At 65.6% G+C, this 13,977-nt stretch carries 16 protein-coding genes and 1 tRNA gene; 13 read left to right on the plus strand and 4 right to left on the minus strand.

What is annotated here, in order from left to right; all coding sequences use genetic code 11:
• The first annotated feature begins 94 nt into the window (after positions 1-94).
• On the plus strand, positions 95-679 hold the full coding sequence (locus SCLO_RS11355) for an HdeD family acid-resistance protein (RefSeq protein WP_066516828.1): 585 nt from the start codon (positions 95-97) through the stop codon (positions 677-679).
• 22 nt (positions 680-701) lie between these two features.
• Here the strand turns inward: SCLO_RS11355 and SCLO_RS11360 are convergent, their stop codons facing one another.
• Both SCLO_RS11360 and SCLO_RS11365 read right to left on the minus strand, forming a co-directional pair.
• Positions 702-1,796 (minus strand): glycosyltransferase family 2 protein, encoded by a 1,095-nt coding sequence (locus SCLO_RS11360; RefSeq protein WP_066516829.1) that lies wholly within the window; start codon positions 1,794-1,796, stop codon positions 702-704.
• 43 nt (positions 1,797-1,839) lie between these two features.
• Entirely contained in the window at positions 1,840-3,144 is a 1,305-nt protein-coding gene (locus SCLO_RS11365; protein WP_066516831.1) for a sugar MFS transporter, read from the minus strand.
• Between the two features lie 21 nt (positions 3,145-3,165).
• Here SCLO_RS11365 and SCLO_RS23880 point away from each other — a divergent pair, with 21 nt between their 5' ends.
• From SCLO_RS23880 to SCLO_RS11390, 5 genes are all read left to right on the plus strand, one after another.
• On the plus strand, positions 3,166-3,462 hold the full coding sequence (locus tag SCLO_RS23880; protein ID WP_123905483.1) for a hypothetical protein: 297 nt from the start codon (positions 3,166-3,168) through the stop codon (positions 3,460-3,462).
• Between the two features lie 25 nt (positions 3,463-3,487).
• A complete protein-coding gene (gene lptB / locus SCLO_RS11375) occupies positions 3,488-4,273 on the plus strand; it encodes an LPS export ABC transporter ATP-binding protein (RefSeq protein WP_066516833.1) in 786 nt (261 codons plus the stop codon).
• Positions 4,274-4,324: 51 nt separating this feature from the next.
• Positions 4,325-5,842, plus strand: coding sequence for an RNA polymerase factor sigma-54 (gene rpoN / locus SCLO_RS11380; protein ID WP_066516834.1), 1,518 nt, complete (start codon positions 4,325-4,327; stop codon positions 5,840-5,842).
• Between the two features lie 335 nt (positions 5,843-6,177).
• On the plus strand, positions 6,178-7,029 hold the full coding sequence (locus SCLO_RS11385; protein WP_066516835.1) for a D-amino-acid transaminase: 852 nt from the start codon (positions 6,178-6,180) through the stop codon (positions 7,027-7,029).
• A gap of 146 nt (positions 7,030-7,175) precedes the next feature.
• On the plus strand, positions 7,176-8,207 hold the full coding sequence (locus SCLO_RS11390; protein ID WP_066516836.1) for a winged helix DNA-binding protein: 1,032 nt from the start codon (positions 7,176-7,178) through the stop codon (positions 8,205-8,207).
• On the opposite strand, the gene SCLO_RS11395 is transcribed toward SCLO_RS11390, so the two are convergent.
• The gene (locus SCLO_RS11395) at positions 8,208-8,483 is read right to left on the minus strand and encodes a hypothetical protein (protein WP_066516838.1); all 276 of its coding nucleotides are present in this window, start codon (positions 8,481-8,483) and stop codon (positions 8,208-8,210) included. It lies immediately after the preceding gene.
• A gap of 263 nt (positions 8,484-8,746) precedes the next feature.
• Positions 8,747-9,067, minus strand: coding sequence for a hypothetical protein (locus SCLO_RS11400; RefSeq protein ID WP_123905484.1), 321 nt, complete (start codon positions 9,065-9,067; stop codon positions 8,747-8,749).
• A 319-nt stretch (positions 9,068-9,386) separates the two neighbouring features.
• On the opposite strand from SCLO_RS11400, the gene SCLO_RS11405 reads away from it, so the two are divergent.
• The 7 genes from SCLO_RS11405 to SCLO_RS11430 all read left to right on the plus strand — a co-directional run bounded on the left by SCLO_RS11405 (position 9,387) and on the right by SCLO_RS11430 (position 13,945).
• Positions 9,387-9,462 (plus strand) — tRNA-Val (locus SCLO_RS11405).
• A gap of 55 nt (positions 9,463-9,517) precedes the next feature.
• Positions 9,518-9,685 carry a hypothetical protein gene (locus tag SCLO_RS23375; RefSeq protein WP_157080308.1) on the plus strand — a complete coding sequence of 56 codons (168 nt, stop codon included), beginning with the start codon at positions 9,518-9,520 and terminating at the stop codon, positions 9,683-9,685.
• 57 nt (positions 9,686-9,742) lie between these two features.
• Entirely contained in the window at positions 9,743-9,970 is a 228-nt protein-coding gene (locus SCLO_RS11410) for a zinc-finger domain-containing protein (protein ID WP_066516841.1), read from the plus strand.
• Positions 9,971-10,015: 45 nt separating this feature from the next.
• Positions 10,016-11,458, plus strand: a complete 1,443-nt coding sequence (gene tldD, locus SCLO_RS11415) for a metalloprotease TldD (protein WP_066516842.1) — start codon at positions 10,016-10,018, stop codon at positions 11,456-11,458.
• A gap of 55 nt (positions 11,459-11,513) precedes the next feature.
• A complete protein-coding gene (locus SCLO_RS11420; protein ID WP_066516920.1) occupies positions 11,514-12,089 on the plus strand; it encodes a DUF924 family protein in 576 nt (191 codons plus the stop codon).
• Positions 12,090-12,248: 159 nt separating this feature from the next.
• Entirely contained in the window at positions 12,249-12,587 is a 339-nt protein-coding gene (locus SCLO_RS11425) for a P-II family nitrogen regulator (RefSeq protein ID WP_066516844.1), read from the plus strand.
• A 14-nt stretch (positions 12,588-12,601) separates the two neighbouring features.
• Complete coding sequence (locus tag SCLO_RS11430) at positions 12,602-13,945, plus strand: ammonium transporter (protein WP_066516846.1); 1,344 nt, start codon at positions 12,602-12,604, stop codon at positions 13,943-13,945.
• Positions 13,946-13,977 lie beyond the last annotated feature (32 nt).

The following is a 13,977-nucleotide window of genomic DNA, read 5'->3' on the forward strand; positions in this document are numbered from 1 at the left end:
TTTATCTTCCCTTCGGACCCGTCATTGCGTGGACGTCCTCCGATGATCCGGCTTGTCCTATAACATGCTCCGTCCTTGCAGAAGGGGAACCGACATGACGAATCAAGCCAGTCTCGGAAGCTTTTCCGATATCGCATGGCTGACCGACAATTGGTGGCTGGTCCTGCTGCGCGGGATCGCGGCGATCCTGTTTGGCGTCCTCACATTCCTGTGGCCCGCCTTGTCGCTGCTGTCGATCGTGCTGCTGTGGGGCGCGTTCGCCCTTGTCGACGGAATTTTCGCCATCGCCACGGCCTTCGTCACGAAGCGGGCGGTCGCGGGATCGCGCTGGTGGATGGGGCTGGTGGGGCTGCTGGGCGTGGCGGCGGGGCTGCTTACCTTCTTCGCGCCCGCCGTCACCGCCTTCGGCCTGCTCACCTTCCTGGCCGCATGGCTGATCGCGACGGGCATCCTGCAGATCGTCGGCGCGATCCGGCTGCGCAAGGCGATCAGCAACGAATGGATGCTGGCTTTGAGCGGCCTCGCCTCCGTCATCCTCGGCGTGCTGCTGATCGGCTATCCGCTGGCGGGCCTTGTGACCGTCGCCTGGATGATCGGCATTTTCGCGCTGGTGGTCGGCGTCTTCTATATCGGCCTGTCGCTGCGCCTCAGGAAAGTGAAGAACGCCTTCGTCGTCTGAGGTCACCGCAAAAGGCGGCGCGTCAATGCGCCGCCCCCGGCACCAGCCGCCACATATGGCGCGACAGGGCCAGGAAGAAGCAGAGCGCCGCCCAGCGGACCAGTTCCCCCTTGCGGGCATGACAGGCGGCGATTTCCGCAAAAGGCAGGGGCGAGGCAGCCTCCATCTTTTTCCGGTAGCGGCTGAGGTCGCCGCGCAGCAGATGCAGGACCCGCTGCCGCCGCCGCACGCGCAGCAGCCTCTTGCCCAGCTTCACATATTCGCGCGCCAGGAAGAGCGCGACCAGCCGCCTGGTTTCCTGCGACACGCCGGGAAGCACGCGAACCAGTTCCTCGCGGAAGCCCGCCATCGCTCCGGCCAGTTCATCGTCGCGCCGATAGTCACAATCCGCGCGGACCTGCGCCAGGATGCTGCCGGGGCGCGAGCGGTAGAAGACCCATGGCTGGGCCGCATAATAATAGCTTTCCGCCCTGAGCAGCAACCAGGGAATGGTGGCCATGTCCTCGAAATAGACGCCTTCGGGGAAGCGGACGCCCTCCAGCACCTCGCGCTTCCAGACGCGCGACCAGGCATGGAGCCGCCGCCGGGAGAATATGCCCGCCACCAGCGCCTCCGTCCCGAGTCGGAACTGCCGCGCCGGACCCTCGAAAGTGGCATGCACCTTCCCGCCGCTACAGGCATAGTCGCACAGCACCACGTCCGGCCGGCAACCCTCGACGATTTCCCGTAAGGCGCCGATCGCGCCGGGCAGGAGCGCATCGTCGGAATCGAGGAACCAGACATAATCTCCGGCGGCGGCATCGGCCATGGAATTGCGCGCGGCGCTGAGACCCCGATTCTCCGCATGATGGAGCAGCCGGGCCCGCCCGCCGTGGGAGGCGATCAGCGCCTCGGCCAGTTCCGCCGACCCATCCGTCGACCGGTCGTCCAGCAGGATCAGTTCGATCCCCTCATCCCCCTCGATCTGGGAGAAGACCGACGAAAGGCAGTCCTCCAGCCAGGGCAGGACATTGTAGACCGGGATCAAGATGCTGAGCCAGGGACGGCCAGTCGCATTTTTCGGCACGAGGGGCACATCCTCTCCAGAAACCAGGGGCGGCAGGATCACTTTACGCATCCGATCATGTCCCGGGAATGACGAAACCATGACGGTTTTCCCGTCACCGCGTCGCTTCGGCAACCTCGATCGGCGCGACCGGGCGGGTGGCGAACAGGCCGAACAGCAGGATCAGGCCATAGGCGATGGCCGGGACGACCAGCGCCGTGCGCAAAGTCGCCACGTCGGACACCCATCCGGCGATCGGCGGCAGGATCGCGCCCCCCACGATCGCCATGCAGATCACGCCGGACCCGTCCGCCGCGCGGGGCCCCAGCCCTTCGCAGGCAAGGCTGAAGATCGTCGGGAACATGATCGCGTTCATGAGGCCGATGGCGATCAGCGACCAGCCCGACACCGCGCCGACGGTCGATGCCGAAACGGCGAGCAGCAGCACCGCGCCCCCCGCGACGCAGGCCAGCACCTTGCCGGGCGGGAAGAAGCGCAGCACCGCCGACCCGATGAAACGGCCGACCATCGCGCCGCCCCAATAATAAGCGACCAGCTTGCCCGCGCTTTCCAGATCCAGGCCCAGCGTGCTGGACTGCACCAGATAGAGCACCATCAGGCTGCCGATGGTGACCTCCGCGCCGACATAGAGGAAGATGCCCAGCGTCCCGAAGGCGAAGCGCGGCCGCGACAGCAGGCCGAAAGCGGCGGCGACGTTCATCTTCGCGGCGCGCGTTTCGCGGAGCTTCCCGCGCTGGAACCAGACCGCCAGCGCGACGATCACCAGCGCGACGGCAAGGCCGATATAGGTGTGGACGACCACCCGCGCCTCCTGCGCGCGGAAGGCGGTCAGCGCCTCGCCCGTGAGGGTGGCGGGATCGGTCGTGGCGATGCTGCCCAGGATCAGCATCGACCCCACATAGGGAAAGACGGTGGTGCCCAGCGAATTGAACGCCTGCGCGAAGGTGAGACGGCTGGACGCGGTTTCCGGCTTGCCCAGCATGGAGATCAGCGGGTTGGCGACCACCTGCACGATGGTGATCCCGCTCGCCAGCACGAACAGCGCGAAGAGGAAGGCGCCGAACAGGCCGGACCCGGCGGCCGGGATGAACAGCAGGCACCCCGCGGTCATCGCCAGCAGTCCGATCACGGCCGTGCGCATGTAACCGAAGCGGTGCACCAGCGCGGAGGCGGGGATGGAGATCAGGAAATAGGCCGCGAAGAAAGCCGACTGGACCAGCAGCACCTGCGCGTTGGTGAGGGTGAAGAGGTCCTTGAGCTTGGGGATCAGCACATCGTTGAGACTGGTGATGCCGCCGAACACGAAGAACAGCGCGAAGACGAAACCGGCAAGGCCGCGCGCGGCGGTTCCCGTTCCTTGCCGGGAAGCGGAAGGCTCCCCGCCCGTTGCGATCGCCATATGCGGCCTTCCCCCTCATCCATGGCCGGCGCAGCGCAACGGCGCGCGGCCGCCGTCATCCTATCGCCGGCAAAAGCGAAGGCAATTAAAATGAAGCCGCTTCCCGCGCAACCGGCGCCGGGGACTTTTGGGGCGGATGCGATCATGGCCGCGCCGAACGCGATTCGAAAGCGGCGGCGGTCTTGCGAAAGCGGAGAGAATGGCCATTTCCATCCCATGTCCGGGGCGGCCGGTGATTTTTCCGCTTGCCCCCGCGATCCTGACATGCACAAAGCTTGCCAATTGCCGCATTTCGGATCGACGATAACGGGCGATTAACCCTGGTGGCCGCAAGGACGGACGGATGGACGATGTGACGATCATGGAAAACAAGGCGGCCGAAGCGCCTCCTGTGCCGCAGGAGGTGAGCGACGGCCTGTCGGTGATCTCCATCGCCAAGAGCTATGACAAGCGCGCCGTGCTGACCGACGTGTCGCTGACGGTGGGCAAGGGCGAGGTCGTCGGCCTGCTCGGCCCCAATGGCGCGGGCAAGACGACCTGCTTCTATTCGGTGATGGGCCTTGTCCGGCCCGATCATGGGCGCATCATCCTCGACGGGCAGGACATCACCGGCCTTCCCATGTATCGCCGGGCGATATTGGGCCTGGGCTATCTGCCGCAGGAAACGTCGATCTTTCGCGGCCTCACCGTCGCGCAGAATATCGGCGCGGTGCTGGAACTGGCCGAGCCGGACAAGAGCGCCCGCGAAGCGCGCCTCGAACAGCTGCTGGACGAATTCGGCCTGATGCGCCTGCGCGATTCCGCCGCCATGGCGCTGTCGGGCGGCGAGCGCCGCCGCTGCGAGATCGCGCGCGCGCTGGCGGCCAATCCCTCCATCGTCCTGCTGGACGAACCGTTCGCGGGCATCGATCCGCTGTCCATCGCCGACATCCGCGACCTTGTGAAGCAATTGAAGACGCGGGGTATCGGCGTCCTCATCACCGACCATAATGTCCGCGAAACGCTGGAGATCGTGGACCGCGCCTGCATCATCTATGGCGGGCAGGTGCTCTTCACCGGCAGCCCCACCGAACTGGTCGCCAATGCCGAAGTGCGGCGGCTCTATCTGGGCGAGAATTTCTCGCTGTGACATGATCGGGCGCCTTTCCCTTTCCTGCCTTCAAGGCACTGGAACAGACTGATGGCGCTCGGCCCCCGCCTCGATCTGCGGCAAAGCCAGTCGCTCGTCATGACGCCGCAGCTTCAGCAGGCGATCAAGCTGCTGGCGCTTTCCAATCTGGAGATCGAGGCCTTCGTCGCGGGCGAACTGGAGAAGAATCCGCTGCTCGAATCCGGCGGTGGGGAGGATGACCGCTTCGCGCCCGCCGACGGCGTGGACCGTGAAGTCGAACAGCCGACCCTCTCCGCCGACATCGGCGAGGCCGACACGCTGATCGGGCAGGGGCTGGGCGAAACGGACTCCCCCCTCGACGTCGACCACAGCACCGAAACCTTCATCGATGATGGCCCCGGCGACCGCATGGCCGCGCAGGCGGTCGGGTCGGGCAGCGGCGATATGGCATCCAGCTATAGCGGCGAAGCGCCCGATTTCGACAGCTTCGCCAACCCGGAGCCGGGGCTTCAGGAACATCTGATGGAGCAGGCGGGATCGCACCTGTCCGGCATGGACCTCCTCATCGCGACGCAATTGATCGGCCAGATCGACGAGGCAGGCTATCTGGAGGCGAACCTGCTGGAAACCGCGCATGCGCTGGGTGTACCGCTTCATGATGTGGAGCGGGTGCTGGGCGTGATCCAGAGCTTCGATCCCACAGGCGTCGGCGCGCGCTCGCTATCCGAATGCCTCGCCCTGCAAGCGAAGGAGGCCGACCGCTACGACCCCTGCATGGCGAAGCTGCTCGCCAATCTCGACCTGCTGGCGCGGGGCGCGCTGCCCCAGCTTCGCCGCATCTGCGGCGTGGACGAGGAGGACATGGCCGACATGATCCGCGAACTGCGCGGCTACGATCCCAAGCCCGGCCTGCGATTCGGCGGGGATCGCGCCGCGCCGGTGACGCCGGACCTGTTCGTCAACCCGACCAAGGAGGGTTGGGCGATCGAGGTGAACGGCGCCACCCTGCCCCGCGTCCTCATCAACCGCAGCTATTATGTCGAACTGTCGGGCGGCGCGCAGGACAAGGCAGCGAAAAGCTGGCTCGCCGATTGCCTCGCCAGCGCCAACTGGCTGGTGAAGGCGCTGGACCAACGGCAAAGGACCATCATCAAGGTCGCGAGCGAGATCGTGCGCCAGCAGGAGGAGTTCTTCCACAAGGGCGTCGCGCATCTGAAGCCGCTGACGCTCAAGGCCGTGGCCGAAGCCATCGAGATGCATGAGTCGACGGTGAGCCGCGTCACGTCGAACAAATATCTGTCCTGTCCGCGCGGCCTTTACGAACTCAAATATTTCTTCACCAGCGGCGTGGCGGCGGCCGATGGCGACGGTGCCGTCTCGGCCGAGGCGGTGAAAAGCCACATCAAGGCGCTGATCGCCGCCGAAGCCCCGCAGGCGATCCTGTCCGACGACACGCTGGTCGACCTGCTGCGCGCCAAGGGGATGGACATCGCCCGCCGCACCGTCGCCAAATATCGCGAGTCGATGGGCATCGGCTCTTCCGTCCAGCGGCGGCGGCAAAAGGCGTTGCAGGGCAAGGCGGCTTGATGGCGATGCCGCAACCCTGATCCGGATGACGGGTCGAACGGATTTCCGCCCTTCAATCCCCTATAAGGGGAAATGGCTGGCCGCAGGCCAGACGGAGGATAATGCCATCCTGATAGGGGTCCTCCACCTTTATGCGACGCCCTCCTGACGGGAGGATCGGGACGTCCATTTCCGGCCCGAAGCTGCCATTCCTCTCAACTTTGCGGGGGTGGCTACCCCCTGTTCGTCTCGGCGCGCCGCGCAGGCGATGCATTATGTGGTTCCCCCCTTGACCCTCGCCCGCGAAGCGGCGACATCGCTGGCCATCGCCACCGTCGGAGGTCCATCGCTTTCCCATGTCCGTCGCCTATTTGAACGGTCGTTTCCTTCCCCTGGCGCAAGCCCAGGTCTCCGTGCTCGATCGGGGGTTTCTCTTCGCCGACGGCATCTATGAAGTGGCCGCCGTGATCGACGGCCATCTGGTCGACAGCGCGGCGCATCTGACACGGCTGGAACGGTCGGCGGGCGAAATCGGCCTGTCCCTGCCCATCCCCCCGGCGGAGATCGAGGCGGCGCAGAAGGATCTGGTCGCGCGCAACGGCCTGGGCGAAGGACTGGTCTACCTCCAGTTGACGCGCGGCGCGGACGCCACCCGCGATTTCCTGCCGTCGGCCGCGATCCGGCCCACGCTGGTGATGTTCGTGCAGGACAAGCCCTTTCTCGACGTGCCCGCCGTCCGCACCGGCATCAGCGTCGCGACCATGCCCGACCTGCGCTGGAAGCGGCGCGACATCAAGAGCGTGATGCTGCTGGCGCAAGCCATGGCGAAGCAAGCCGCCAGGGCGGCGGGCGCGCAGGAGGCCTGGATGGTGGAGGACGGCTTCGTGACCGAAGGCGCCTCCTCCACCGCCTTCATCCTGACCGGGGAAGGGATCGTCACGCGTCCCTATTCCCATGCGGTACTGGCGGGATGCACCGGCGCGGCACTGACCGTGCTGGCGGAGGAAAGCGGCCTCAAGGTCGTACAGCGGCCCTTCACCGTGGCGGAAGCCATCGGCGCGCGCGAGGCCTTCATCGCCAGCGCCTCCACGCTCTGCCAGTCGGTCGTGCGGATCGACGGCCAGACCATCGGATCGGGCATTCCCGGGCCGGTCGCGATGCGGCTTCGCGAACTCTATATCGACTTCGCCCGCCGCACCGCTTCCTAGCCGATAGGAAAAAAGAGTCCGATTTGGATGAAATGTCGCGCCGGCTGCGTAAGGAGCCGGCTTTCTCCCCAAATTGGAGGAAAGTCGGGCTGCGCGGCTCCGGCATTGCGATAGGATGAGAACATAACAGGGACAGGAGCAGCCACATGACCAATGATTTCCCTTACGGCACAAAAGACGGACGCTTCCCCTTGCCCTTCGGTGAAAGGGATGACCGCCCCGGCCTGCTGGTTCTGACCGATATGGGGGGAACCGGCGAAATCGCGGCAGCCGCCGAGGCGGCGGGCCTGCGCCTGCTGGAAGTGGTGGGGCTGGAGGACGCGTCATCCCGGCTCGACATCCAGCTGGGCTGCGACGTCATCCTGCTGCTGTGCGACAGGCCCAGCCCGATCCTGGAACGGCTGCTGGTGCAGGTGGAGACCTTTGCCATCCAGCGGGAGATTCCCGTGATCCTCGTCGCAGGGCTCGACACCATAGACCTCGCTTATGCCTGCACGCGCAACGACCGCACCCAGTTGCTGTGCCAGCCCGACGAAACCGACCTCGCCGCCACCCTGCTCGCAGCGGCGGAAAGCGTGGAGACCGTCCGCAGCGTCCATGACCTCAGCAGCGACAGCGACGGCATCCGCCTGCAAAAGCTGAGCGATGAAGTCAGCCGTCTCGCCCGCACGCTGGAAACATTGACGCAGCGGCAACAGGCCGCGCCTTCCTTCGAACTGGGCCCCCGCATTTCCGACCGGCCGAGCGATTATATCGGCATGCCCGCGCTCTCGCCCCTGGGCGAGGAACAGGAGGGCGGCGAGATCGGAAAGGACGTGACGCCCCAGCAGGTGCGCGACCTGCTGCGCGCGCGCCGGTTGCGGGATGAGTTCCTGCCCGGCGACCTGTTCGCCGATCCGGCCTGGGACATGCTGCTCGACCTGTTCGCGGCGCGGCTGGAGCAGGAGCGCGTGTCCGTCTCCAGCCTGTGCATCGCATCGGCCGTGCCGCCCACCACCGCGCTTCGCTGGATCCGCACGCTGACGGAAAGGGGGCTGCTGCAACGGCAGGCCGATCCGTTGGACGGCCGCCGTATTTTCATCGCCCTGGCCGACAGCGCCGCCATCGCCCTGACGCGCTGGTTCCGCGCAAGCCGCCGCTTCGTCGACTCCGAAGGTCGCGGCGGGCTTCGCGCCTGATCAGGCGGCTTCCTCCAACAGGGCGTCGATCATCGTGATGTGGGCGGATTCGATCTCTTCGGCGTCCGGCGCGAAAACCGCCCCGGCCCGGACCCTGGCGATCAGGTCCGCGCCGGGATGCCGGACGGCCATCAATATTTCGCGTACATGCGGCCGGAAATCCTTCCAATGCGCATCCACCCAGCTCTGGACATAAGGATCGCCTTCAAACCAGTTTTGGCTTTCGATCAGATAGGCCTTGGCAAAGGCGCGGGCGGCGCGTTCAAGAGGGGGCAACCCGTCTTCTCCCTGGATAGTGGAATCCGCCGACAATGCATGACCGGCGATATGGTTCCACCCGCCATTCCCCTTCCCGCCCCGCGCCGGCCGGGGAACAGATCGGCCCGTGCGGGATTATTGTAACCTGGATCAGGCGATCGGCCTTGGGAATGGTGGATATAAAGGATATTGAATGAGCGATGCCGCATGCTTCTTTGCCGGAAACATTGCAGGGTTCGCGATCGCCTTCCGATACCGGCGCGCCATCATGCGCTGGTGCGTCAGCTATTTGGCCTGATTTCCGGGCGGACCATCGCGTCGACCGGCGGAATCGCCCCGGGCTCGATACGGATTTCCGGCATGGTGTCTGCGCCCAGTTCCACGATGGCCTGCTGAAGCGCGGGCAGTTCGCGGATCAGTTCCATCAATTCCCGCGCCGCGCCGTCGTCATGGCCGGCCGCATATTCGCCGTTGGCCTTCGGACGGCCCAAGGCGCCTTGGGCCGGCACCAGAAATTCCAGCTTGCCGCCCGTTATGCGGATTTCGATTTTGAAACGGCGCAGTCGATGGACGACAGCCGCCGCCACAGGTCGCAGTGACATGATCTCTTCCCCCCGGAAGCTCGAACGATGTTCTGCATCTCTTCCCCCGAAATGGATGCATTGCGACTTAATCGCGCGCATATTCGTTATATTGGTTGCTGGCAAGCTTTCATGGTGGTCGAATCGCGTCATGCCGCTACGGCATCGCCCCGTATCCAAAGGCGGATGCCCTTCCGGAAAGCCTCGTCCATCCACGGATCGGATCGGGATAGTTCGGGACTCTCAGGTCCGCTCCTGTCCCTTCGTTGCCGCCCTGTTCGCTGAACGCGCTCTTGACCGATAGCCAAAAACCCCTAGAAGCGCGGGCAATTCCCCGCAGGGGCGATTAGCTCAGTTGGTAGAGCGTCTCGTTTACACCGAGAATGTCGGCGGTTCGAGCCCGTCATCGCCCACCATTTCTCCCAAAGCGCGTTCATCCGCCAGCAATGCTGGCGAAGCCATTCTCCCGCCATGCTGGTTTCGATCCTCATGAGCGTGGGCATCGCGCCTGTCCTGCTGATGTTCGCGCCGCTGGGCGGAACGGCCGCACGGGACTGCCTCGATTGGAACCCGCCCGCCAAAGCCGCTCCGGCAGAGGCAGACAAGCCGTGCCGCCGTCCGCCGCTGCTGCTGATGTGACTTCGCCATGCCAGCGCATATTGCGGCAAAGCCCCCGCGCTGCTAATCGGCCCGGCCATGATCCAGCCGCCTGAAATCATCCGAGTCTCCCGCCCGCGCGTGTCCTGCGACGGTTCAGGGGACATTCCCGCCGCGCTCGGCCATCCACGCATTTTCCTGGAAATCGACGAGCATGGCTATGTCGATTGCGGCTATTGCGACCGGCGCTTCGTGCTGATCGGCGGTCCGGCGGATACGCCCGAAGTCGGCGACCTGCCCGACATTTCCTCCGGCGCGAGCCTCTGACGAAAATGCATTGGGCTTGAAGGTCACTGTGCCTATATCGGGCGCATGACCGATCTCGCTTCCCAGTTCACCGATGCCCGTGGCCTGCTCTATCGTCCGGGCCTGCTCGATCCCGATGGCGCGCGCCGCCTGACTGCGCAGGCGCTGAAAGCCTGCGACGATGGCGAGCTTTACCTGCAATATCGCGCGAGCGAGAGTTTCGGCTTCGACGACGGTCGGCTCAAGACCGCCGATTATTCGACCGACGCGGGCTTCGGCCTGCGCGGGGTGTCGGGCGAGATGACCGGCTTTGCCCATGCCAACGACATCAGCGAAGCGGCGATCCGCCGCGCGGCGCAGACGCTGACGCTGCTCGACCCGGCCAAGGGCCAGCCCGCCCCGCCGCCGCAGCGGACCAACCGCCATCTCTATACCGACGCCAATCCGCTGGAGATCGTGCCTTTCGCGGAGAAGGTGAAGCTGTGCGCCGAGATCGACGCCGCCGCCCGCGCCCGCGATCCGCGCGTCGCGCAAGTGTCGGTCAGCCTGTCGGGAAGCTGGTCGGTGGTGGAGATCGTCCGCGCCGACGGCTTCACCGCGACCGATATCCGCCCGCTGGTGCGCCTCAATGTCTCGATCATCTTGGAGGAGAATGGCCGCCGCGAGACGGGCACCTTCGGGATCGGCGGGCGCTATCTCTACGATCAGGTGATGGATGCGGCGATCTGGAACCGCGCCATCGACGAGGCGCTGGCGCAGGCGCGGGTCAACATGCGGTCCATCGCCGCGCCCGCCGGCGAGATGACGGTGCTGCTCGGCCCCGGCTGGCCCGGCGTGCTGGTGCATGAAGCCATTGGTCACGGACTGGAGGGCGATTTCAACCGCAAGGGCACCAGCGCCTTTTCCGGCCGCATCGGCGAGCGCGTCGCCGCGCCCGGCGTGACGGTGGTGGACGACGGCGCGATCCTCGACCGGCGCGGGTCGCTCTCCATCGACGATGAAGGCACGCCGACGCGCGAGAATGTGCTGATCGAGGACGGCATCCTCAAGGGCTATATGCAGGACCGCCTGAACGCCCGGCTGATGGGCGTCGAGCCGACCGGCAACGGCCGCCGCGAAAGCTATGCCCATGCGCCCATGCCGCGCATGACGAATACCTTCATCAAGGGCGGCCATGACGATCCGGCCGAGCTTCTTTCCCGCATGAAAACGGGCATATTCGCCAAGAGCTTCGGCGGTGGGCAGGTCGACATCGTGTCGGGCAAGTTCGTCTTTTCCTGCACAGAAGCCTATAAGGTCGAGAACGGCAAGCTGGGCGAGCCGATCAAGGGCGCGACCCTGATCGGCGACGGTCCGACCGCGCTGACGAAGGTTGCGGGCATCGGCGACGACTGGGCGCTGGACGAAGGCGTCGGCATGTGCGGCAAGGGCGGGCAAAGCGTCCCCGCGGGCGTCGGCCAGCCGACGCTGCTGATCGAGGGGCTGACCGTCGGTGGCACGGCGACCTGACGCGAAGCCGCCACGGGCTGAGGAACCCATGGCCACCGATGGTCATTCATCCGTCATGAACATGCTGACGGACAGTCCCGATGCCGTGACCGCCGATTGGGCCGCGGCGCTGCTTGATTTCTGGTTCAACCAGATCGGTGAAAAAGGCTGGTGGAGCCATGATCCGCAACTGGATCGGCTCTGCAAGGATAGGTTTCTGGAGGTTTGGGAAGACAAGCGGGCGCTGCCCGCCGAGGATTTCCTGGAGCGCGCGGACGAGGCGCTGGCGGCGGTGCTGCTGTTCGATCAATTGCCGCGCAACATGTTCCGGCAGAGCGCCACCGCCTTCGCCACCGATCCGCTGGCCCGCGACATCGCGCGGGGCGCCATCGCGCATGGCTATGACATCCAGATCGGTGGCGCGGGCAGGCTCTTCTTCTACATGCCGTTCCAGCATAGCGAGGCGCTGGAGGACCAGGAGCTCTCCCTCACCCTGTTCGAAGCGGCCGGGGACGAGCGATCGCTGGACTTCGCGCGCCGACACCATGCCGTCATCCAGCGCTTCGGCCGTTTTCCCCACCGCAATGCCGTTCTGGGCCGGCCGGACCGGCCCGGCGAAGCGGAAGCGGCGGCGGAAGGCGCAGGCTGGTAACCGCTCCGATTGCCCAAATTTTAGGCATATCCCGGCCGCTGCCCATTTTTTTGGCGCCGCAACATGAGCGCCTTTGCCCGGACCCCCTGTTAAGCGCCATTTAACGAATTGGCACGGCCCTTGCTGAGTGATTGTCGCACACCATTCAAAGGGGGCGACATGAAACTGGTCATGGCTATCATCAAGCCGTTCAAGCTTGACGAAGTCCGCGAGGCACTCTCCTCGCTGGGCATCGCGGGCATGACGGTCAGCGAGGTGAAGGGCTTCGGCCGCCAGAAGGGGCAGACCGAAATCTATCGCGGGGCCGAATATTCCACCAACATGGTTCCCAAGATCAAGATCGAGGTGGTCTGCGACGACGACCTCGCGCCGCGCGTCGTCGAAGCCGCGCAGGCCGCCGCCCATTCGGGCGCGATCGGCGATGGCAAGATCTTCGTCCTCGATGTCGGGCAGGCGGTTCGCATCCGCACCGGCGAAACCGGCGAAACCGCGCTGTAAAGAAAGGGGAATTGATGAGCTTTTCCAAGAAACTTTGCGGCGTGGCCGGGGCGACAGCCCTGTCGCTGTTCGCCGCCCTGCCCGCCTGGGCGCAGGATGCCGCCGCCGCCCCCGTCCCGGACAAGGGCGACACGGCCTGGATGATGGTGTCGACCGTCCTCGTCCTCGCCATGATCCTTCCCGGCCTCGCGCTGTTCTATGGCGGCCTGGTCCGCACCAAGAACATGCTGTCCGTCATGACGCAGATCGGCGCGGTGGCGTGCCTCGCGATGCTGGTCTGGGTCACCTATGGCTACAGCCTCGCCTTCGGGCCGGACGGCTCGGAGGGGCTCAGGCCCTTCATTGCCAGCCTGGGCAAGATGTTCCTGTCAGGCATCACCCCGGAGTCGACGGCGGCGACCTTCACGGACGGCGTGGTCATTCCCGAATATGTGTTCGTCAGCTTCCAGATGACCTTCGCCGCGATCACCATCGCGCTGGTGCTGGGATCGGTGGTCGAGCGCATCAAATTTGCGGCCGTGATGGTGTTCGCGCTCGTGTGGCTCACCATCGTCTATTTCCCGATCGCCCATATGGTCTGGGCGGCGGGCGGCCTGTTCTTCGAAATGGGCGCGCTGGACTTCGCGGGCGGCACGGTGGTGCACATCAACGCGGGCGTCTCCGCGCTGGTGGCCTGCATCATCCTGGGCAAGCGCATGGGCTTCCCCAAGGAACCGATGCCGCCCCATTCGCTGACGCTGACGATCGTGGGCACCGGCCTGCTGTGGGTCGGCTGGTTCGGGTTCAACGCCGGATCGGCGCTGGAAGCCAATGGTTCGGCCGCCCTCGCCATGATCAACACCTTCGTCGCCACCGCCGCGGCCGCCCTGGCCTGGATGATCGCGGAGAAAGCCGCGGGCCACAAGGCGTCGGCGCTCGGCTTCTGTTCGGGCGTGATCGCCGGCCTCGTCGCCATCACTCCGGCGGCGGGCAATAGCGGGCCGTTCGGCGCCATCGTGCTGGGCGCGGTCGCCTCGGTCGTCTGCTTCTTCGCGGTGACGGTGGTGAAGCCCAAGCTCGGCTATGACGACTCGCTCGACGCCTTCGGCATCCACGGCATCGGCGGCATGATCGGCGCGATCGGCACCGCCATCGTCTATGCGCCTTCGCTGGGCGGCCCCGGCGGCGCGGACTATGCCATGGGCGGTCAGCTCATGACGCAGATCCTGGCGACGCTGACCACCATCGTCTGGGCGTCGATCGGCACCGCCATCGCCATCTTCATCGCCAAGGCCGTGACCGGCCTGCGGGTCAGCCAGGAGGTCGAATATGAAGGCCTCGACCTCGGCGAGCATGGCGAGCGCGCCTATAATTACTGAGATTGGCAGGGCGGCGACAAGCCGCCCGCCTC

The organism is Sphingobium cloacae (assembly GCF_002355855.1).
In the GTDB taxonomy this organism is placed as follows: Bacteria; Pseudomonadota; Alphaproteobacteria; order Sphingomonadales; family Sphingomonadaceae; genus Sphingobium; species Sphingobium cloacae.